This window comes from Pseudanabaena sp. UWO310, assembly GCF_006861605.1.
Lineage (GTDB): Bacteria > Cyanobacteriota > Cyanobacteriia > Pseudanabaenales > Pseudanabaenaceae > Pseudanabaena.
In genome coordinates, this window is the sequence record NZ_SELU01000054.1 from 1 (window position 1) to 21,171 (window position 21,171).

Consider the following 21,171-nt stretch of genomic DNA (forward strand, 5'->3'; position numbering starts at 1 on the left):
GTACCGCGATTGCTCTTTTGAGTTCCTTGCTCTTGGGATTACTCTCTATAAATTCAGTTAATTCTTCCAAGTCTTTGCTTTGATTTCTTCTTCTCTATTTTTCCACAACTCATTTAGGATTGCTATATACATCAGTATCGTTAAAGAATAAAAACTAACAGTCTGCGCCACCAACTTAGTTGGTGGCGCAGACTGTTAGTTTTTAGCTACTTAGTGATAAATTTTAGTGATAAATTTTTAGTGATAAAATCACTCCCATATCTACTTTCTGAATAAGCGTATAGGTCATACTATGCAAATGGTTGAGGTTGAAGCAAAAGTTATAGGACGGAAGCGATCGCCAGTAGCACCGTGGCAAGTATCAATCTCGCAGGAAGGATTGACATTACGCGATTTGATTTTGGATATTGTGGATGCAGAAGTGACTGCTTTTCGCGATCGCCAAGAACAACAAAGATTGCCTCAAATCTTGACTAAGGATGCGATCGCTTGGGGAATGGAAAAAGGCAAGATAACTTCAGGCGATCGCGGATTTGCACCCCAACCTGTCGATCTGCAAGCCGCTTTTGAGGCAGCGATTCAGGCTTTTAGCGATGGCTTATATTATGTTTTTATTGACGATCGCCAGTATGAATCGTTGGACGAACAAGTGACGCTCCAGCCCCAAAGCAAGGTATTATTTTTGCGTCTCGTGGCGATGGTAGGAGGTTAATATGTTAAAGCGCGAACAGGCTTCTCAAGAACTACAAAAATTCTTTAGCACTCCCGAAATTTGGTTAGAGCGCCATCAAACGGCGATCGCATCTCTCCCAGATGGTTTAAGAGAAATTGCTTGGGCTTTATTGCGAAGAGATTCTCAAGGATTGGAGACGAGAAATTGGGATGAGATTGCCAAATCATCCAATCGTTTGGGAGAAGTTAGTGCTACGGAAAGATATCAGATCTTTGAAGCGCTATGTCCATTAATCGCCAAATATGTAGAAGCTGGTTGGCAATTACATCAGCGACTACCCTATCAGAATGGCTATCAAAGGCAGCCATTTCGCCTATCATCTTCCATTATCCCTGCCACTTTAGTTAATTGGGTACAGGGCATTCTGAACATAGTTCAGCAATATGAGCAGGATATTACTTGGTATCCAGTTTGGATAGCTTATATTCATCAATATAGCGATATTGGTATTCTGTTCGCGGCGGCGATAGAAGCGGAAGATGAGCATTCGGAAGAAATATTAACAATATTGCTAGATTCGGCAAGGGGGGAACATGCGATCGCTGCCATGGGTAATCATGTTGTGCGATCGCTATTGATAGTAAATCGACCAGACTGCTGGACATTTGTAGAAAATTTGTTACTAGCTGCCCAACGACAGGAAGGACTGCGGCAAACTATTTTGGAAGCGATCGCTCAGGCGCATCCCCAAGCTTTTCGGCGCATGGTGAGGTTGATTTTAGAGCAGGATTTAATCCGCTTTAGTGCCACGATTCGAGCGGTGGATCAGTGGTTTGGCTTTGGTTGGACTATCGAACATAAGAAAATAGCCGAGCGATCGCTGCGTCAATTATTAGGATTTCTCGAAGATGAGAATTTAAGACTGTCAGGTTTAGCAAGTACCGATCCTCAAGAAGTTTATCTTTGTTTATGGGCGATCGCCTTTGATAATGCTGAAGCTGCCATCGCCCCTGCGACGCTCTTACTCCAACATTCTCAAGTGGAAGTTCGCTTTGTGGCGGCATTCTTACTGAATCAATTGCATTTAGTCTCAACGAAGCAAGCACTCTTACCTATTCTCGAAGATCGTGATTTGCGAGTTGCTGCCCAAGCTTTTCAGGGCATTCAGAGTAGTATTCAGCATCCTATTCAAATAGATAGCAATCGGACAAATAACGATCTGTTTGAGCGTTTAGAAGCTTTTTTACAAAGGATTCCTACCAATGAGAAGAAACTACAACCGCTAGTTTGGGAATGGATGCTGTTGAGTTTAGACCGATCGCAGGTCATCCGCGCTTTAAATGATCATTTAGGCGATCGCTCTCCCAGAAAGATGATTCCCTATCTGTCGGAGATGGACGTGTGGCTGCGGGTTCAAGTAATCCAATTATTGATTAAAGAGCAACCTTGGGATGATGAGATACAAGAGCAAGTTTTTGCGGCAATGCGCGATCGCTCTTCCCATTTGCGCGAACAAATTTTTAAGTTACTCAAACCCTATTCTCTCAATTCTGAATTGATTGTCAAAATGGAGGGTTTACTCACCCGCAAAGGTAGCGATCTGCGGCGTGGAGTGTTGAATTTAATCTTGAATCAATCTGACCCCGATGTTCTTATTAGTAGCGATCGCCTTTTAAACAGTAAAGATGCGGGTCAACGCTTATCAGGGCTAGAATTATTAGATGAAATGATTCGGGCAAAACGTCTGAGCGATGACTGTTATCAAAAAGTGGAAGCCTATCGCCAAAGACCAAAACTCACTGCCGCCGAAGTAGAGCTTTTACAAAAATTCACTGAACCTGAGAAGCAGCAAACTGCTACCCTTGAAAATGGTTTGGGGCTATTCGATCCCAGTCAACGTACTCCCGCGATTCCGCCCACATTTCCCGATCGCGAAATCGTATTAGTTTCTGAAGCTACTAAAAATATATTGCGATCGCTCGACGATTTAATTCATGAATATCGCAATGTGCCAGTTAAACTGAGAGGATGGGATGGAACTGAAGGCGAAGAGCAATTGCTAGGGAATTTACATTGGTTAAGTTTTCCTTCCCCAGATATTTCCCATGAGGAGAATCTTGCTAATTTACCTTTAGCAGAGGTGTGGCAAGAATGGTGGCAGAATCGATCACCAGAGTTACGTGATGCCGATGGATATGAATTATTACGAGCTATAGCTTCTTTGCCTAGACAAGGACATGAAAACCTTTTCCAAGACTATTCTTTCTTTCGGAACCATTTTTTAAACGATCAATCACCTAAATGGGTAAGAGATTGTCAGCGAATTTTGGTGATTGAAGTACAAGGACTAAATTATAGCAGTTTAGTTAAGTGTGCGCTGAAATGGCTGCTGTTTCTATATCCTCTTGAAGGTGCTGTCGATTTTATTTTAGACGCTACCCAGTTTTCACTTGCGACAATTCATCAAACCGTTTTACAGAGTCTTGGATCGTCTCCAGATGAATATATTGATGATTGGCGTGAAAACAATCAATTCACTACATGGTTGCTTTTTGCTTTTCAGTATCATAATTCGTGCCCTAGTGAATGGACATTAGCACAGACAAGACGACTATGGCAGTTGCTACGCTGGATTGATGAACCATTAGGAACAGTACCGCGCTATCTTAAAAATGAAAACAATAGAAGTTATCAGATTTTGCCGATTAGTAATCAGTCGGAAGGACAGATTAAGCGTTGTCGTCCGAATTTAATCCAGATGATTTTTGCCTTCAAAGCCAATGCAGTTACAGAAGCAGATCTTTTAGATTTTTTAGTTGGTGAAAGGTTGGAGAACTACTACTGTTTTAGAGAATTGAGAACATTAACTCAACGTAGCGGAACGCTTACAGCAGATAATCGCACCAGAAATGAGTTCTCTAATTTACCCGAACCTGATTATCAATACTTATTAGAATTAGTCGATCGCTGTCGGCGGCGGATTGTGGAAATAGAATGCGATCGCGGTGATTTACCTACCCCTGCGACAGAAGCCGCCTTGAGCTTGCAGTCCGTATTAGGCATTGCCCCTGTGATTAAACTTTTGCAAAATTTAGGCAAAGAGCAGTTTATCCGAGGATGGAGCTACGATCACGCTAGTAAAGCCGCCGTATTTAGTCATCTCATTCGCGTTTCCTTCCCTCTGCCCACCGATACCCCCGAACTATTCGCACAGCAATTTACCGCTTCTGGGCTTACCAATCGCAAAGCGATCGAGCTAGCGGTCTATGCCCCTCAATGGGCAAGGTATGTGGGGCATCTACTGGCATCTCCCGCATTTGCCGAAGCCGTATGGTGGTTCCATGCCCATACCAAAGATTCCCATTGGCAAGTCGAGCAATCAATTAGAGAAGGTTGGAGCGCTCAGGTTGGCGAACATACGCCCCTCACCAGCCAAGATCTAGTAGATGGTGCTGTCGATGTAGCTTGGTTTTGGAGAGCCTATCGCGCCATGACACCTGTCCAATGGGAAGAAATCCACGAAGCAGCAAAATTTGCGGCGGGCGGACAAGGGCATACGCGGGCGCGTCTGTTTGCGGATGCCATGTTAGGACAAATTGAGAAATCGGCAACCATCGATCGCATTCAAACAAAGCGCCATCAGGATTCTGTGCGAGCCTTGGGCTTAATTCCCTTAGAGTCAGAGAATCGTGAAGCCGATATTCTGCAACGCTACGAAGTTATTCAAGAATTTATGCAGGGTACTAAACAATTTGGTTCCCAACGGCAAGCGAGTGAAAAACTTGCCGCTCGTATTGCCATGGAAAACCTGTCGCGGACAGCGGGATACGCCGATCCTCAACGCCTAGAATGGGCAATGGAAGCCAAAGCGATCGCTGATTTAGTAGAAGGTGCAGTCACGGTGACAGAAGGCGATGTTTCCGTTAGTCTCAGTCTTGACGCGCTCGGCGCTCCTAATTTAACGATCGCTAAAAAAGGTAAACCGCAAAAAACGATTCCTGCGACCCTCAAAAAGAATGCAGAAATTATGGCTCTTCAGGAGCGTAAACAGAAACTAACCAAACAAGCCTCAAGAATGCGGTTGTCTCTTGAACAATCCATGTGTCGTGGCGATCGCTTTACAGGCGCAGAACTACAACAATTATTAATTCATCCCATTCTGCGCCCGATGTTGCAGCAATTAATTTTTGTTGGCGAAACGGCGATCGGTTATCCCCAAGATTCTCGGTTGCGAAAACATGACAGCACCTATACCCAACTCAATTCTGCCGATCTAGTCCGAATCGCCCATCCCGCCGATCTTGTGAAAACTGGTGAATGGCATCTCTGGCAACAAGAATGTTTCCATGCCGAGCGATCGCAACCTTTTAAACAAATTTTTCGAGAACTCTATCTTCCTATTCATACGGAGGAAACTGAACATAAAGGTTCTCGCCGTTATGCTGGACATCAGGTGAATCCCAGACAGGCTTTGGCTTTATTTGGACAACGCGGCTGGGTAGCGAATAGTTACGATTACGAATCAAGTATCCATCGCATTTTTTACGACCAAGATATATATGTCTCTGTGGAAACTAATAGCGGTTGGACTACTCCCGCCGAAGTGGAAGGCTTAACTATTGATGCTGTCTACTTCTCTCAACGTAGTCGCGGCAATGCGCTCAAACTCGATCAAGTTCCTGCCATAGTGTTTAGCGAAGTCATGCGCGATCTCGACCTAGTGGTGAGCGTGGCGCATCAAGGCGGGGTCGATCCCGAGGCAAGTGCTTCTACGGTGGAAATGCGATCGGCGCTGATTCGGGAAACCAATCGATTATTGAAGCTGACTAATGTCAATTTACAAAATAACTATGCCCTGATCGAAGGCGAACTCGGCAGCTATTCTGTCCATCTTGGCAGTGGTGTAGTGCATCGGCAACCAGGGGGCTCCCTTTGCATTGTTCCCGTTCACAGCCAGCATCGAGGTAGATTATTCCTTCCCTTTGCCGACGACGATCCGAAAACTGCGGAAATAATTTCTAAGATCCTCCTATTCGCCAAGGATAAAGAAATTAAAGATCCCACAATTTTGCAGCAATTACTATAACCATGCGGTAATAACAGAAAAAACTGCAACGACAGAGGAATATTACTGCTCGGCAAGCATTTTGTAGATCTCACGCTTGACCTGAGTAAGCAGATCCCGCACGCGATTGACTTGCTCCAGATTGCCGCTGCGCGCGATTTGGGTGACCGCATCGTTTAACTCGGTTAAAGTCCGCCGTAACTCAATCAATTCCGTAGGTTTGTTTTCTGTGAAGCTGTCGCGAGGATTTTTGACAGGGGATTGCTGATGGCGATCGCTCAAAAATTGCCTGCCATTCTCGGTGATCGTATAGATCCGCTTGCCATCAATCTGCTCGCTCGTCAAATAACCGCCTTCTTCCATCATTTGTAATGCGGGATATACCGAACCCGCACTGAGGCGGCGAAATCCACCACCACGGGCTTCCAATTCTTTGATCAGTTCATAGCCATGCATGGGTCGCTCCGATAGCAGCGCCAGCAGAATGAATTTTATGTCACCGCGACGGGTGCGAGGTTCATCGCCCCATCCGCCACCAAAATCATCTCTATGTCCATGCCTCCTACTCATGAAGAAGTGATTGTTAAGCCCTTCTCCAGCCAAAGCTAGATCAGGAAAATGGGAACGAAATTGTCTAAACATAGGTAACTCCTTATTGGTTTTAAATAGCTATCGCGATATATCGATATCTATATAAAAGCTATCGCGATATATCGGTTTTGTCAACTATAAAATTACTAAAACTTAAAACCCAAGAATTGATTGGCGGCGCGGAGCGCCGCCAATCAATTCTTGGGTTTTAAACCTAGAAGAGCGTACCGTCCGCTACGCGGACGGTACGCTCTTCTAGGTTTTAAGTTTACTTATGGCTAGCTACTTAACTTGTTAGCAGCTATTGCGCACAAATCTCTTCTATTTGCTTGGTTTTACAAGAATACGTCCCGTATAATCGATGCGGTGTAAATAAATATTACTGTCAAGATTACTGTCAAGTTCTGCAAAATACTCGTCCACAGCCTTCTTGGCTCCTTGCCAATGTCCATAGTCATCGATAATCAGAATTCCCTTTTCGGTCAATATGGGATAAAGATGCATGAGCTCATGTTTAGTTGACTCGTACCAATCCGTATCAAGGCGTAAAAGGGAAAGCTGGGACGGCATACTTTGCGGAATTGTGTCCTCGACCTTTCCCTTGAGTAAATGAATCTTTTGTTCTGGATAACCCGTAGATAAAATATTTGCTCGAACCTCATCTAAACTTGCGTAACACCAGATTCCACTTCCCTGCGGATCGCGATCAAGTTGCAAGTCGGCAGAAACTCCATCCAAACTTCTATCGTCGTCGGTCGGTGAAGACATACCCTCAAACGTATCGAAAAGGTAAAGCGATCGACTGAGATCACCGAGAGCCATAAGGGTAAGCGCAACTGTCATCATGCTGCCTCCTCGCCAAACGCCGCACTCAGCAATATCCCCCGCAAGCCCATTCTGGGACACATAGGTTACAGCATTAATTAATGTCGCCATGCGTTCTACACTGGTCATTGTAAAAGGCTTTGCCGCTAAAATTATCCTCTGCTGATCTTCGGACAGATCGGGTACAGCAGCGAGTTCCGAGTTTGTTTCCGAGACAGGTACATAAGGTACTAGGTCGTAACCCAAACGACGCAAAGTGCTTTTTAGTAGTTGTTTCATAAAATCAAAAACTTTGAGGGCGTTTAGATCTGCGAGGAATCTCGACCCGTTTGCGCTTGGGAGGAAACCACGATCGCCAGATCCATAGGAGAATATTTTCCATCCTTTCCGCTAGCTCGATCGCCGCTTTGCCCACCTGCTGTAAAGGTGACAAATGACGTTTTGGGGGGCTAGAGCGTCTCTTTGCAGAAACCTGCGATGAAGCTGAAGGCGGAATTTGGCGATTGGGAGCGGAGCGGCGATCTTGACGGGGGTGGGATGGCGTTGCCTCTGATGACACTCTCGGCGATCGGCTCGAAATTGGTCTAGCTGGTGGGGATTGACTATAGGTTTGGCGAGCTAGTTGCGTTTCGAGTTCGGTATGCGTGGGCAGATGAAAGAAATCAACATCAGTTTCATAAATTTCGACGCGGCGCTTGGGAAAATTAGGCAGATCGATTTGTGTCTTAGAAAAGGCGATCGACGGTTCCATCGCCTCTGTCATAAATTCGATCGCCTCTTCCATAGGGTTGATCAATGCTTCGGGGGCAGGAATAGACTCTGTTAATCCCTGCAACGTCCAGCATCGGTCTGCCTTTGCCCCCCCTAAGCGCAAACAGTTTCCCGCATGATCGAGAATCAATGCTTTCCGTCCTCCCTTAGGGCGCAGCCCCCGACCGAGCATTTGCAAATGGAGAGCAACGGATTTGGTGGGACGGCAGAGCTGAATAACTTCAATTTCTGGAACGTCAAAACCTTCAGTAAATAAATTAACATTACAAAGAACTTGAGTTTCACCAGCGCGAAAACGTTCGAGAATAGCTTGCCGATCTTTGGGAGCCGTTTCGCCATCGATATGTTCGGCTACAATACCTGCGGCGCAGTAACGTTCAGCGATCGCTTTGGAATGATCTAAGTTAATGGCAAATACGACACAGCGCTTTTGGCAAGCGTGGCGCAAATAAGCATCCACAGCGCAACCAGCGACATAGCGGCGATCGATCCGCTCAGCCAGATCAGCGGAATTAAAATCGCCACCTGCAATGCGAATACCTTCTTCTGTTGGCAAAAAACTTTCAGGAGCAAGAACTTCATAATCCGCGAGAAATCCTCGCCAGATCAATTCCGATACGGAAGGACCGATCACGAGAGCCTCGTAAAGGCGATCAAAACCCCGCCCATCTAGTCGTGAAGGGGTAGCCGTCACTCCCAAAATCAAAGCTTCAGGGAAACACCTCAAAATGGATAGATAGCTGGGTGCAAGGGATAGGTGGGCTTCGTCGATAATTACTAAAGCGATCGCCCCTAAATCTATTTCTTGTTTTTCGAGCCGTTTTACTAGAGTTTGCACGGAGGCGCATTGCACTGGATGCTCCAGCTGCATCGGGCGATCGGCTTTGATGATACCTACGGGCGATCGCAGGATTTTTTCTAAGGTTTTTTTAGCCTGCCAGAGTAATTCCTCCCGATGTACCAATAGGAGGACACGCCGATCGCGATCGCAAAAATGTTTGGCGAGTTCGCTAAAGGTGCGGGTCTTTCCTGAACCCGTAGGCATGGCTAGTAGGATAGAGCGCTTGCCCTGTTGCCAAGTTGCATAAATTTCATCGATGACCCGTTGCTGATAGTCTCGTAATTCGGACATCTCGCGCCTCAAAAAAATCCCTAGTATTATGCCAGAAGTTTTCCAAAACGCATTACAGATTTTTTATACCAATTCACGAAAGTGTTGTCACACTTTCGTGAATTAAAAACTTAACTTAGTAATGGTTTCTAAGAAATGGCTACGCCATTTCTTAGAAACCATTTAAGAATTACTTTCTGCGGTCAAAAGCTCTAAGAGATCCCCCTCAATCCCCCTTAAAAAGGGGGAAGAATTTAGTCCTCCCCCCTTTTTAAGGGGGGCTGGGGGGATCTATCCAATTCTTAAATGGTTTCTTAGCTTGAGATTAGGATGGATTATCGGGAGTTTCGCTGGAAGCTTCCGTAGTTTTAGCAGTGGATAGGGCCGCTTCCTTTTGAGAGCGTTTTTTACGCTCAGCTTCTACCATATCGGCAATCATCTGACGGGCTTGCTCGATTTTGTCAAGGTTTGAGCGATAAAGATCGACATCCTTAAGTAAGCGATCGCTTCCAAATTTCAGCGTCTCACCCACTAGTTTGATTAATTCTTCGCGCTTGGCACTATCGGCGATCGCTTCTGGATCGCTAATTTCTAGCAATGCATAAAGCCCTACGCCCAGCAAACGGCTATATTTAAAATTTTCTTTGGCAGAAATAATTTGTAGTTGCCCCGACAAAGGTTCAAGGCTAATTCCCGCATCCAGATTGGTAAGTAGGGTTTTAATATCGTTAGGCGATCGCGTCGCTAAATCGCTGAGAGTAGCTGCATCTTGACGAATGCGATCGGAATCAAATTGCAGTGCCGCGCACAATGCATGAAATACCGCAAAGCGATCGGTTTCAGGTTTATAGCCTGCTGTAAAGCGATCGAAAGTAGTTACAAAACCTAACGCAAAAATTGCATCGTAAACAAATGTTTGATTGACTTTCAGCAGATGAATTTCCACTAAAAGTTCGTCCACAACCCGTCGGTAGACCTGATTGACTGGTTTGGGGAAGGCTAAATAAAAGTCTTTTTTGGTGTCAGAAACAGTACGAACGGTATTCACAGTCAACAAAACCTAACGGCAAGATAGTTCAATTTATCATCGCACAGATAGCCGTGGCATCGGTCTATCCCTGTAGATAAATTTCTCGCCAGTCTTACAGCAAAAGTAAACCAAAAAAAGAGATTTTACCGTCCGCGTAGCGGACGGTAAAATCTCTTTTTTTGGTTTTTAATTCTGCATAGCGCAGTACTTTATGATGATGAGAATTTTGAGCGATCGCGCCCAGCACTGTAAAATGTCGGACGATCTCCTGATTGAAAAATTGCTAGAGGTAAATCAGTCATGAATTTAGCACAGCTAATTTCCGAAACCGCCGCAAAATATGCTGACAAACCCGCAATTATTTTTGAGGGAAAAGTTTGGACTTACCAAGAATTCGACCATCAGGTGCAATGCTACATTACCAAACTCGATCGCTTTGGTATTAAAAAAAGCGATCGCGTCGCCATCCAATTACCCAAATGTATTGAGTTTTTATTTTTTCATTTTGCCATTCTCTCCATCGGAGCGATCTCTTTACCGCTAAATCCCGATTATCGTCCTGAGGAGGTGGTCTATTTTCTCACTGACTCAGGAAGTTCGCTATTAGTGACTTCTCAAATCCTCTACAGCAGAGTTCAGCCATCGATTCAACATCTTTCCGAATTACAAATTCTACTTCAGGATGAGGATTTATCGCCTTCAGAAGTCACTGCCAATGCTTCCATCAGATCGGATGGCAAGGCGATCGCCGCAAAATATGCAACAGATCTCGATGATATAGCCATGATTTTATATACCTCTGGAACGACTGGACGTTCTAAAGGTGCAGCCATCTCACATCGCAATCTGATCGCGAATATGCAAGCTCTCCACAAAGCATGGGCATGGAGCGATCGCGATATCCTTCTCCATGTTTTGCCCCTATTCCACATTCATGGTTTAAATGTTGCGACCCTAGGCGGGCTGTACGCAGGAGCAACCATTGTCATGCTGGAAAAGTTCGATCCTCAGAGGGTCTGGGATACATTAGTGTCGGCAAACTGTACGATATTAATGGGGGTTCCGACCATCTATCAACGCTTGATCGATACATGGGAAAAACTCGCACCAAAACCCGACTTAACGAAAATGCGGCTGTTTATCTCTGGCTCTGCGCCCTTAAGCGATCGTCAATTCCATCAGTTTGAGCATCTCACAGGTTTCCGCATTCTCGAACGTTATGGCATGACTGAAACGGGGATGAATGCCTCCAACTTAATTGAAGCTGACTATCGCAAAGCCAAAAGCGTCGGTTTTCCATTAGCAGGAGTTGCCATCCGCATCGTCGATCGGGATGGAAAGAATGTCCAAATGTCTGAAGTGGGAGAAGTCTGGATTCGTGGCGACAATGTCTTTCAAGGCTATTGGGAAATGCCCGAAAAAACAGCAGAATCCTTTGTGGACAGATGGTTTCGGACTGGCGATCTCGGCTTTCAAGATCCCGATGATAATGGTCGATTGTACTTAGTTGGTCGGGCTAAAGAGCTAATTATTACGGGTGGATTTAATGTGTATCCTAAGGAAATTGAAAATGTGATCGAATGCCATGAAGCGGTTAAAGAGTCCGCCGTATTAGGTTTAGAGGATAGGGATTTTGGGGAAAGGGTTGTGGCAGCGATCGCCCTTAAAGAAACCGCTAATATTACTCCTGAAGCATTAATCGAACATTGTAAAAGCCGTCTTGCAACCTATAAATGCCCCAAGCAAATATTTTTTATTGCGAAACTTCCCCGCAATGCGATGGGTAAAATCCAAAAAAATATTCTCGCCCAACAACTTCAAAACCTTTAAGCAATCCTAAATTCTCTCTCCTATAGCAAAGAACATAAAACCCAAAAGATAAGTGGCGGCGCTAAGCGCCGCCACTTATCTTTTGGGTCGATCCTGCCAAGCAGTACCAATCCCCTGTACTACACCACGCCCGATCAACCCGATACCACGACCAATCACATTGGTTAATAAGTACACAAATCCACTACCAAGGAAGGCGATCGCCGATTTTAGTCTTGGCGCGATCGCATCTTGGATTTCCAGTACTAAGGTTACCGCTAGCTGCACACCTTCTAACTTTTGGAGTTCCTGATTGCGGGGTGCGTAGATACTTATCCTTTTGATACCGAGATCGGCAAAGGTTAAAAAGATATGACGACTTTCAAAAATTAATTGCGGTTCGAGGACGTATTTTTCTAGGCGGTATTTCCAAGATAGTTCGTTCCGAAATCTTTCTATTTCACGGGTTGCCAGCAAATTATATCGATAGAAGTTTTGCTTAATTTCTTCAGCATTGGCAAAATTATTTAAAAGCGGTTGAATTACAGCATTCGCAATCTGAATAATTACATTGTCTAAAATCAGTTCCAACCTCTGCATCGCTTCAGTCGAACCTAGCGATACATTCTTACTATCAACTACTAATTCTGTTTCAAATAATAAGTGAGCGAGAAAAGAATTAAACTGAGGAATTTTATTGAGAAATTCGGCTTGGATGATTGCATAATCCTTGAGTAAAGTGTCAACTACATTTACCTCATTACTTACCTCATTACCAATATCAGTAATGCTTGTGACCACGTAGTATTTGCCAAAAAAATTAATTACAGTTTCTTGCCATATCCTTCTTAAAATATCAGGGGTTTTAGACTCTAGCTGCGATGGGAGAATTTGCGCAAACCTCAATTCTGTAAGGCTTTGTTCGATTTGCCGCAGGGCAAGATATAAAAGTTCGCGCTTCTTATCATCTTTTAAAATGTCAATTTCTAGGGGTGTCTTACTCCAATTAGACAGATTAGATTGAATTTTTGTAACGGTTTTGTCCCATAAACTAGCTTGGATCGCGAGGATATTATGCTGATGCTTTAGCTCGGTTCGCTCCTGCGTTCTATCAAATTTAGTAATTGGGCGATCGCCTATATCCACATCAGAGCTAGCCATTTCGGAAGAGCGCTCAAGCGGAATTTGAGAAATCGCAGGAGTTGAGGCTTGTCCCCATAGCTGTCGCATTAGCCAACGCGCAACCTGTAGTTCGCGAACTTGCCCTGCCAAAACGATCTTGATTAGGCGATCGCCGATCCGATCACCGATCCGATTATTTGCCCCAGACAAACTCAATCTAACCTCAGCTAGCAAGTGATCGATCTGTCCTACTCCCGACCGATAAAAGCTCCGTTTGACAATCTCCATCACAGTTTGCTCTGGCAAATTAGGGACTAAGCGAACATTCTGACTGACTTCATTCTGGCTGACTTCATTTTGGTAGCGCTCCCCCAAATATTGACCACCACGAGCAACTTGACGGATCGCCGCAACTAATTCTTCGGGCTTATTTCCCTTCATGCAGTAGCCATCAATACCATAAAGAAGGGCAGTTTTTATGAGTTCCGAAGACGACTGAGAAATCAATCCGAATAGGGGTAAATGGGGATATTGCGACTTTAATTCTTGGCATAGATCTAACCCCAAACGACCTATTGACGCAGAATCTCGACTCTCTCCCCTTAAATTGAGATCGAGAATCACTAAATCAATCGCAGGGATTTCCCGCAAAATCCTTAAAGCATCCTCGGCGGTTTCCACATCTGCCAATACTTCTAAATCTGGAAACTCAAACAACCACGATCGCATTCCCATCCGAAAAATGCGATCGCTATCTACTAAAAGCAACCTGTACAACTCGTCACTCATTAACTTACAAATTAAGTTCGGGCAGATTGGTGCAAGAACTTTTAAATCATACATATAGCTACCGCCAACTGTATCAGGACATAAAACCCAAAATCATGTTGTCGCGCTCCGCGCGACAACATGATTTTGGGTTTTAATTTTGTCCTAATAAGACTGGCGGTAGCTATAAAACATCAAACATACAAGCCTGTGCTGCCCACGCAGCACAGGCTTGTATGTTTGATGTTTAAATTCCACCACCCTCAGAAAAGCCTTCGTATTCTTCTGGCTCAAAACGATCAACGCGATCGCAGGGCGTAAGATGTCTGGGGCGGACATTTTTCAAAAGTTCTGAATCGATGATGTAGTTATTGAGAGGATGTAAAGTATGGGCTTCGGCATGTTTTTCTAATTGCTCGACGCGACCGATCAGCGATCGGATTACATCACCTTCAGGATCGGGAACCTGAAAATGATCGAGGGCAGAAACCTTAACTCCATGACGATGGACAATGCGCCCAGGAATGCCAACAACGGTGCAATCGGGTGGAACACATTTCAACACTACGGAACCAGCCCCAATGCGAGAATTACTACCGATTTCTATGTTACCTAAAACCTTTGCTCCCGCACCAACCACCACATTATCGCCCAAAGTTGGGTGGCGTTTGCCCGATTGCTTGCCAGTACCGCCAAGGGTTACGCCCTGATAGATCAAGACATATTCACCAACAATCGCCGTTTCACCAATTACTACACCCATGCCGTGATCGATAAATGCGCCCTTACCAATCTTTGCGCCTGGATGAATTTCAATGCCCGTTAGGAATCTTGCCATCTGGGAAATCATCCGAGGGATCACAGGCAACTTCATACCATGCAGCCAATGGGCAAAGCGGTATAACCAGATCGCATGAAGCCCAGGGTAGCATAGCAGCACTTCTAGCCAGTTACGCGCAGCAGGATCGCGCTCAAAAATGATAGCGAAGTCGGCTTGCAGTGTTTTAATAATATTTTTCAATGGTTTTAAAACCCTTTTTATTTCTACTGCTGATTTTAAGATCCTAGCGGATATTTTGTATCAAATGAAACTACCCTTTGGAATGACTATTTAAAAAATAGGCAATTCACGCCTCTTCATCGGTCGTCAGCTAGCCCCATGATTTGGCGACAGCATAAATTTTAGAAAATGGTCAAAAATTGCTTTGTATCTTGCCAAGTAGTCTCTAAATTTTTGCCAAGAGCGTGGTCGTCATCTAGTAATTTTAAAGTAACTTGCGATCGCCTTTTAGCAAATTCTTCACTTAAAGACGCTGGTACAACCTGATCATGAAGACCGTGAAAAATCAATATGGGTAGCGATCGCGTTAACTTTTCTTCGGAATATTGCTGGGCATCGGCAAAAAATTTAAATTGTAAATTTACATTACGCTTCATCCCATAATGATAAAACTCGCGAAGCCCCTCCTCTTGCCAGCGATTAACATTTTCTGAGCCTAAAGCTTTAGCTATCCTCTGACTAAACCCAAAGGCTGGGGCAAATAATACTAACTGCTGTACCGATAGGTTTTGAGCAGCTAGTTGTACTGCCAAAAATCCCCCAAGGCTAGAACCAATTACCGCGATCGGTTCGTCATCCCTGAGATAAGTCTGTAGGTGAGCCAATTGCTCCGTAAGCGTCACCGATGAAAAATCCGCGAGATTGAGATCGGGAACATGCAGAGTCAGCCCATGCTCGGCAAACTTTTGTTGCATATATTTTGCTTTCGTGGACTGAGGACTAGAGGCAAAACCATGTAAATAGAGATAATTCATCAATTTAAGCCATTTATTTAAGTAGTTGAGCATAATTAAAAACCAGAAGCAAAAGCTGTAGCGCACGCGCAGCGTGCGCTACAGCTTTTGGGATTTTATATTAATTGCGCCTAGCTACTTAATCAGTTTATTTTAAAAATTCCAGCTTATAGCTACAGTCACTTGACTGAGGACAAATCATACCAATTCCCAAAATGGCGTTGCCATTTTGGGAATCTCAAAACCTTACTGGGTTTGGTGTTTAATTCACAAAAGTGTTGTCACACTTTCGTGAATTGGTATCAAACCCCAAGAATTGACTGACCAGTGCCTGAAAGTGTGATCGCCAATCTTGCAGAGTGTAATAATTTAGTGCGATCGCCGATCTTGTACTGCGATCGCTGATTGCTCAATAAACTGAATCATGGTCGGAATGCAAAGATAAAAATCTTAGATAACCAACTTCTCGTACAGCAACGGCTCGACATTAAATGAGTCTAGATTCGATAATTGAGAGGGATGATCATGATTCCACTGTAGAGCTTTATCCAGTTTCTTCGAGAAAGAATCTTCATGTACCCAACTTTCCGAAGGGAAGGATTGCTTCAATAAACCTATCCTGTCCGCTTTAACGTTACGGCGAAAGTGCTTCCCTTGCCCACTTGACTGATTACATGAATGCTTCCTTCCATTTTCTGGACTAACTCATTAGCGATCGCCAATCCCAGTCCCGTTCCTGAAATATCCCCATCTGCCTGTCTACCGCGAAAGTTGCGTTCAAATAAACGGGGTAGATCTGCCTCAGGAATCCCCACGCCCGTGTCTTGAACGTAGATATAAACTGTGTCGGGCTTCACATCTGCTCCTAGAAATACATAGCCACGTTCGGGCGTATATTTGAGGGCATTTTCTACCAAATTTCCGAGTGCTTCTCTCAAAGCTGATTCATGACCGATCGCTTTGGGTAAATTCAAAGGAATATTCGATAGAAATTGAATATTGCGCTCTTGGGCGATCGCGCTGGCAAAATTAGTAATTGCATCCAAAATTTCGCTGAGATCGATCTCTGTAAGTTCCATCGCCGCAGGTAGGAGCGCCTTTTCCTGCTCGGCTTCAGATAGCAACAATGGCGTGGGGCGATCGGCTTCGCTGAGTAAATCTTGAATATGCTTGGTCTCTCGCAAAATACCCGTTACAAATTTTTGATTCGGATCTTCGGCAACGATGCGCCGCGACAGCAGTTGGGCAAAGGTACGAATGGCGGTGAGAGGATTGCGGAGTTGATGTAGCAGTGAAGCTAAAAAATTATTTTGCTCTTCGTAACTGCGTTGCTGGTTAGCTGCTAGCCATTGGTTGCGACGATCGAGGGCGCAGGCGATCGCTAATGTGTTGGCGATTTGCTGAATTTGCGATTGTTCGTAGTCCAGCCAATCACGATCGTCCCGCCCTGTCATTAAAAATCCTAAAATTGCCTCTTCGTAGATCAAGGGCAACACAAAACGTCGTTGTCTTACCAAGCCCCCAGCCCCCATCGATAGGATCGGTAAAGCATCGGTCGAAAAAGCCTCTGGCAAAGCGATCGCCCCCTCTTCTGGAAAAACAGCCACCTCAATTAGGTGGGGAGGCATCCCATCCGCCACATTTTCGGTGATATACATAGCACTAGCGACTGCACCCAAACTTTGGGTCAGCAATATAATTTGCGATCGAGCTAGGGCTATGAGGTCGGGACTAGCGGAGAGCATTAATCGGTTGAGGGAAAGGCTTAAATCTTAGTATATAGCGATCGCTAACTCAAAAAAGTGGCAGCATCTCAAGCCCGCCCATGCTTTTTAAGAGATGCTATGATCTCGAATAATTAATGAATGCGATTCGGTATTCTTGTGACCTATGAAAAAATCCTCATTAGCCCTGATTAGTAGCCCCGCAATTTTTGCGGCTATCTTGCTCGCAAGCGCTCCTGCCCATGCCAATCCCTCTAGCAGCTTAAACAAAGATTCTGATTCCTATAGTTCCTCCATTGTCATTACGAGAACCGCTCAAAGCCTTGATTCTAAAGATATCTCCTCCGACGATCGCGCTAATATTTTGACTAGCGATCGCATTGGCGATATGGCAGTTCAGAAATTTGGCTGTGACTGTATGGGATGCCGCCAAGCAGTATTGTCACTTGTATCGAAATAACAAAAATCCCAAAAAAGAGAGGGGTGCATAGCACCCTTCTCTTTTTGGTTTTAAGAACTGCGATCGCGATGAACGTTTGTGGGTGATGCTTCAGTTAAACTAGAGAAAGCCATTTTAAAAAAATAAGTATATATGCGGTTAAGTGAAGTTACCCATCCCAACCAATTGCATGGTCTGACGATCTCGCAATTAGAAGCGATCGCCCGTGAAATTCGACAAAAGCATTTAGAAACCATTGCTGCGACAGGCGGACACCTCGGTCCTGGACTAGGTGTAGTCGAGCTAACCCTCGCGTTATACCAAACCCTCGATCTAGATCGAGACAAGGTAGTTTGGGATGTGGGACATCAGGCTTATCCCCACAAGCTGATCACTGGGCGTTACAAAAATTTTCATACCCTACGTCAAAAGGACGGGATTGCAGGCTACCTCAACCGTCGCGAAAGTGAATTCGATCATTTTGGGGCGGGGCACGCTTCCACTAGTATCTCGGCAGCTCTGGGTATGGCGATCGCCCGCGACTTGCAAGGCGATAATTACAAAACCGTAGCAATTATCGGTGACGGCTCCTTGACGGGCGGGATGGCCCTCGAAGCAATTAACCATGCAGGACATCTTCCCAAAACTAATTTATTAGTTGTCCTCAATGATAATGAAATGTCGATTTCCCCCAACGTGGGCGCAATTCCTAAGTATCTGAATAAAATGCGCCTCAGCCCACCGATGAAATTTATCACCAACAATCTTGAGGGACAAATCCGCAATATTCCCTTTGTTGGCGAACAAATCAGTCCCGAAATCGAGCGCATCAAGGACAATCTCAAGATTGTCACCATGGTTCAAAATAAGGTGGGAGCTGTGTTTGAAGAACTTGGCTTCACTTACATTGGTCCCGTGGACGGTCATAATCTCAGGGAATTGATCGATACCTTTAAGATGGCCCATACGCTCACGGGTCCTGTGATGGTTCACGTTAGCACCACCAAGGGTAAGGGTTATAGCTATGCTGAAGCCGATCGCGTGGGCTATCACGCCCAAAATTCCTTTGACCTCGCTACAGGCAAAGCGAAGCCATCCACTTCCAGCAAGCCCAAACCTCCTAGCTATTCCAAGGTTTTTGCGGATACGCTGATCAAACTTGCCGAGCATGACAAGCGCATTGTCGCCATTACCGCCGCCATGTCTACGGGGACAGGTTTAGACAAATTCCAAGCCGCTTTACCTAATCAATTTATCGATGTCGGCATTGCTGAGCAGCACGCGATCACCGTGGCTGCGGGTATGGCTTGTGAAGGAATGCGCCCTGTTGCGGCGATTTATTCCACTTTCCTCCAGCGTGGCTTTGACCAGATAATCCATGATGTCTGTATCCAGAATTTACCCGTCTTCTTCTGTCTCGATCGCGCAGGTATCGTCGGCGCTGATGGACCTACGCACCAAGGGATGTATGACATTGCCTATCTGCGCTGCATTCCTAACATAGTGCTGATGGCTCCTAAGGACGAAGCCGAAATGCAGAATATGATCGTTACGGGCTTGACTCACAATGGCGCGAGTGCCATGCGTTATCCTCGCGGTAACGGAGTAGGCGCACCATTACAAGACGAAGATATCGAGCCATTACCCATTGGTAAAGCTGAAGTATTGCGCGAAGGGAAGGATGTACTGCTCCTAGCCTATGGCTCGATGGTTTATCCTTCTCTACAGGTGGCGGAACTTCTCAACGAGCATGGAGTTAGCGCTACGGTGGTTAATGCCAGATTTGCGAAGCCTCTTGATACTGAGCTAATTCTGCCCCTTGCTCAAAAAATTGGTAAGGTGGTTACCCTTGAGGAAGGTTGCTTGATGGGTGGATTTGGTAGTGCGGTTTTGGAAGCTTTGAATGATGCGAATGTGTTGGCTCCCGTTTATCGTATCGGTGTTCCCGATATTTTGGTCGAACATGCTTCCCCAGAGCAGTCCTTTAATGCACTCGGTCTATCTAGCGGTCAAATCTGCGATCGCATTCTCCAACAGTTTGCCTTTAATAAGCAAGCTGCCATGAGCAATTAAATTTTGACTGTGTTTCCTGCTGTGCAGGAGTCACAGTTAATAAGAATAAGGTGGCACAAAGTGCCACCTTATTCTTATAACTAACTTAAAACCTAGAAGAGCGTACCGCCCGCGTAGCGGGCGGTACGCTCTTCTAGGTTATGACAACACTTTCGTGAATTAAAAACCAAACCTAGTAAGGGTTTTCAAAGCTCAAAATGGCTACGCCATTTTGAGCTTTGGTATTATGAGTAAATATGAGCCTGAAGATCGTCTTTTGTTGGTCTGATATTTCTGGATATATGGCAGCCTGTTGGCGTTCCTTACAGGCGAGGCAAGAGATCGACCTATTTGTGATTGCCTTTCAAGCGCGAACTCAGACTGCATTTTCTGATGGGTTAATGCAGGGAATCCCCTGTCGTCTTTTAGGCTTGCAGGAGCGCAACGACATAAAATTAATTAAGGAATTGATAAGCCAACAAAATCCCGATGCGATCGTTTTATGTGGTTGGTTTCATCATCCCTATCGGCAATTAGCCTTTGCTAAAAATCTGCAAAATATTCCCTTAATTATGGGAATGGATACCCCTTGGTGGGGAAACTGGAAGCAGCATTTAGCCCCTTGGATATTGCGTTCCTATCTAGAACGGATGGCGCATGTGGTTGTCACTGGCGAACGGAGTTGGCAATATGCCTATCGTTTGGGCATCCCTTTAGAAAATATTTCGTTAGGTTTGTATGGCATAGATTACGAGGCTTACGCACCTCTGCTCGAAGCAAGAAAGCGATCGCCTTGGCCGCGTTCTTTCCTCTTTGTCGGTCGCTACAGCCATGATAAAGCGATCGATCTGCTGGCGACAGCCTACCGTTTGTATCGATCGCAAGTTGACGATCCTTGGGATTTAGTTTGCTGCGGTCAGGGCGATCTCGAATCCCATCTACGGGATCAAGTAGGTATTATCAACCGAGGTTTTGTCCAGCCTGACGAAATGAAAAATATTTGGCTACAGGCTGGGGCTTTTGTGTTACCGAGCCGATTCGATCCTTGGCCCATAGCTTTAGTGGAAGCGGCGGCCGCAGGATTGGCTATAATCTGCACTCAGGTATGTGGTTCGGCGGTAGAAGTGCTTCGCTCTGAATATAATGGCATCATTATTCCCCCCGATCGCCCTGATGCTCTAGCTGCGTCTTTGCTAAAAATTCACAATCACGATCATAATCACGATCACAATCACGATCGTGAGTTAGCAATATGGGGAACTCGTTCCCAAGATTTAGCCCAGCCCTATAGATCAGAAATATGGGCACAGCGATGGCTCACCATCTTCAATTCTGTGCTCCATCCAGTACACTGACAACAAGCGATCGCTTAACTTTTCTGCCGACAGCAAAAAACT

14 protein-coding genes are annotated in these 21,171 nt (G+C 45.1%); 6 read left to right on the forward strand and 8 right to left on the reverse strand.

Annotation, left to right across the window (positions count from 1 at the left end):
- Positions 1-292 precede the first annotated feature (292 nt).
- Positions 293-712, forward strand: coding sequence for a hypothetical protein (locus tag PseudUWO310_RS16675; RefSeq protein ID WP_142603256.1), 420 nt, complete (start codon positions 293-295; stop codon positions 710-712).
- A gap of 1 nt (position 713) precedes the next feature.
- On the forward strand, positions 714-5,759 hold the full coding sequence (locus tag PseudUWO310_RS16680; protein ID WP_142603258.1) for a DUF4132 domain-containing protein: 5,046 nt from the start codon (positions 714-716) through the stop codon (positions 5,757-5,759).
- A gap of 42 nt (positions 5,760-5,801) precedes the next feature.
- On the opposite strand, the gene PseudUWO310_RS16685 is transcribed toward PseudUWO310_RS16680, so the two are convergent.
- The 4 genes from PseudUWO310_RS16685 to psb29 form a co-directional block, all read right to left on the reverse strand.
- Positions 5,802-6,380, reverse strand: coding sequence for a PadR family transcriptional regulator (locus tag PseudUWO310_RS16685; protein ID WP_142603260.1), 579 nt, complete (start codon positions 6,378-6,380; stop codon positions 5,802-5,804).
- Positions 6,381-6,650: 270 nt separating this feature from the next.
- Positions 6,651-7,433 carry a TylF/MycF/NovP-related O-methyltransferase gene (locus PseudUWO310_RS16690; protein WP_142603262.1) on the reverse strand — a complete coding sequence of 261 codons (783 nt, stop codon included), beginning with the start codon at positions 7,431-7,433 and terminating at the stop codon, positions 6,651-6,653.
- A gap of 4 nt (positions 7,434-7,437) precedes the next feature.
- A complete protein-coding gene (locus PseudUWO310_RS16695) occupies positions 7,438-9,057 on the reverse strand; it encodes a DEAD/DEAH box helicase (RefSeq protein WP_142603264.1) in 1,620 nt (539 codons plus the stop codon).
- 304 nt (positions 9,058-9,361) lie between these two features.
- Positions 9,362-10,084, reverse strand: a complete 723-nt coding sequence (gene psb29 / locus PseudUWO310_RS16700; RefSeq protein ID WP_142603266.1) for a photosystem II biogenesis protein Psp29 — start codon at positions 10,082-10,084, stop codon at positions 9,362-9,364.
- A 282-nt stretch (positions 10,085-10,366) separates the two neighbouring features.
- On the opposite strand from psb29, the gene PseudUWO310_RS16705 reads away from it, so the two are divergent.
- A complete protein-coding gene (locus PseudUWO310_RS16705) occupies positions 10,367-11,896 on the forward strand; it encodes a class I adenylate-forming enzyme family protein (RefSeq protein WP_142603268.1) in 1,530 nt (509 codons plus the stop codon).
- A gap of 75 nt (positions 11,897-11,971) precedes the next feature.
- Here PseudUWO310_RS16705 and PseudUWO310_RS16710 read toward each other — a convergent pair whose 3' ends face one another.
- From PseudUWO310_RS16710 to PseudUWO310_RS16725, 4 genes are all read right to left on the reverse strand, one after another.
- Entirely contained in the window at positions 11,972-13,786 is a 1,815-nt protein-coding gene (locus PseudUWO310_RS16710; protein ID WP_190316059.1) for a DUF3685 domain-containing protein, read from the reverse strand.
- Between the two features lie 226 nt (positions 13,787-14,012).
- Positions 14,013-14,777, reverse strand: a complete 765-nt coding sequence (cysE, locus tag PseudUWO310_RS16715) for a serine O-acetyltransferase (RefSeq protein ID WP_411729040.1) — start codon at positions 14,775-14,777, stop codon at positions 14,013-14,015.
- A 170-nt stretch (positions 14,778-14,947) separates the two neighbouring features.
- A complete protein-coding gene (locus tag PseudUWO310_RS16720) occupies positions 14,948-15,613 on the reverse strand; it encodes a YqiA/YcfP family alpha/beta fold hydrolase (protein ID WP_223805716.1) in 666 nt (221 codons plus the stop codon).
- A 560-nt stretch (positions 15,614-16,173) separates the two neighbouring features.
- Positions 16,174-17,304 (reverse strand): sensor histidine kinase, encoded by a 1,131-nt coding sequence (locus PseudUWO310_RS16725; protein WP_142603276.1) that lies wholly within the window; start codon positions 17,302-17,304, stop codon positions 16,174-16,176.
- Between the two features lie 145 nt (positions 17,305-17,449).
- Between PseudUWO310_RS16725 and PseudUWO310_RS16730 the strand changes: the two genes are divergently transcribed.
- The 3 genes from PseudUWO310_RS16730 (at position 17,450) to PseudUWO310_RS16740 (ending at position 21,129) form a co-directional block, all read left to right on the forward strand.
- The gene (locus tag PseudUWO310_RS16730) at positions 17,450-17,743 is read left to right on the forward strand and encodes a hypothetical protein (RefSeq protein WP_142603278.1); all 294 of its coding nucleotides are present in this window, start codon (positions 17,450-17,452) and stop codon (positions 17,741-17,743) included.
- 132 nt (positions 17,744-17,875) lie between these two features.
- The gene (gene dxs / locus PseudUWO310_RS16735; RefSeq protein WP_142603281.1) at positions 17,876-19,795 is read left to right on the forward strand and encodes a 1-deoxy-D-xylulose-5-phosphate synthase; all 1,920 of its coding nucleotides are present in this window, start codon (positions 17,876-17,878) and stop codon (positions 19,793-19,795) included.
- 236 nt (positions 19,796-20,031) lie between these two features.
- Entirely contained in the window at positions 20,032-21,129 is a 1,098-nt protein-coding gene (locus tag PseudUWO310_RS16740; protein ID WP_142603283.1) for a glycosyltransferase family 4 protein, read from the forward strand.
- The last annotated feature ends 42 nt before the right edge of the window (positions 21,130-21,171 follow it).

Bases quoted from the DNA above. Each gene is read 5' to 3' on its own strand.
- PseudUWO310_RS16675 (WP_142603256.1), top strand. From the start codon at position 293: ATGCAAATGGTTGAGGTTGAAGCAAAAGTTATAGGACGGAAGCGATCG.
- PseudUWO310_RS16740 (WP_142603283.1), top strand. From the start codon at position 20,032: ATGAGCCTGAAGATCGTCTTTTGTTGGTCTGATATTTCTGGATATATG.
- dxs (WP_142603281.1), top strand. From the start codon at position 17,876: ATGCGGTTAAGTGAAGTTACCCATCCCAACCAATTGCATGGTCTGACG.
- PseudUWO310_RS16725 (WP_142603276.1), bottom strand. From the start codon at position 17,304: ATGCTCTCCGCTAGTCCCGACCTCATAGCCCTAGCTCGATCGCAAATT.
- PseudUWO310_RS16730 (WP_142603278.1), top strand. From the start codon at position 17,450: ATGAAAAAATCCTCATTAGCCCTGATTAGTAGCCCCGCAATTTTTGCG.
- PseudUWO310_RS16690 (WP_142603262.1), bottom strand. From the start codon at position 7,433: ATGAAACAACTACTAAAAAGCACTTTGCGTCGTTTGGGTTACGACCTA.
- PseudUWO310_RS16720 (WP_223805716.1), bottom strand. From the start codon at position 15,613: ATGCTCAACTACTTAAATAAATGGCTTAAATTGATGAATTATCTCTAT.
- PseudUWO310_RS16685 (WP_142603260.1), bottom strand. From the start codon at position 6,380: ATGTTTAGACAATTTCGTTCCCATTTTCCTGATCTAGCTTTGGCTGGA.
- PseudUWO310_RS16680 (WP_142603258.1), top strand. From the start codon at position 714: ATGTTAAAGCGCGAACAGGCTTCTCAAGAACTACAAAAATTCTTTAGC.
- PseudUWO310_RS16695 (WP_142603264.1), bottom strand. From the start codon at position 9,057: ATGTCCGAATTACGAGACTATCAGCAACGGGTCATCGATGAAATTTAT.
- PseudUWO310_RS16705 (WP_142603268.1), top strand. From the start codon at position 10,367: ATGAATTTAGCACAGCTAATTTCCGAAACCGCCGCAAAATATGCTGAC.
- PseudUWO310_RS16710 (WP_190316059.1), bottom strand. From the start codon at position 13,786: ATGAGTGACGAGTTGTACAGGTTGCTTTTAGTAGATAGCGATCGCATT.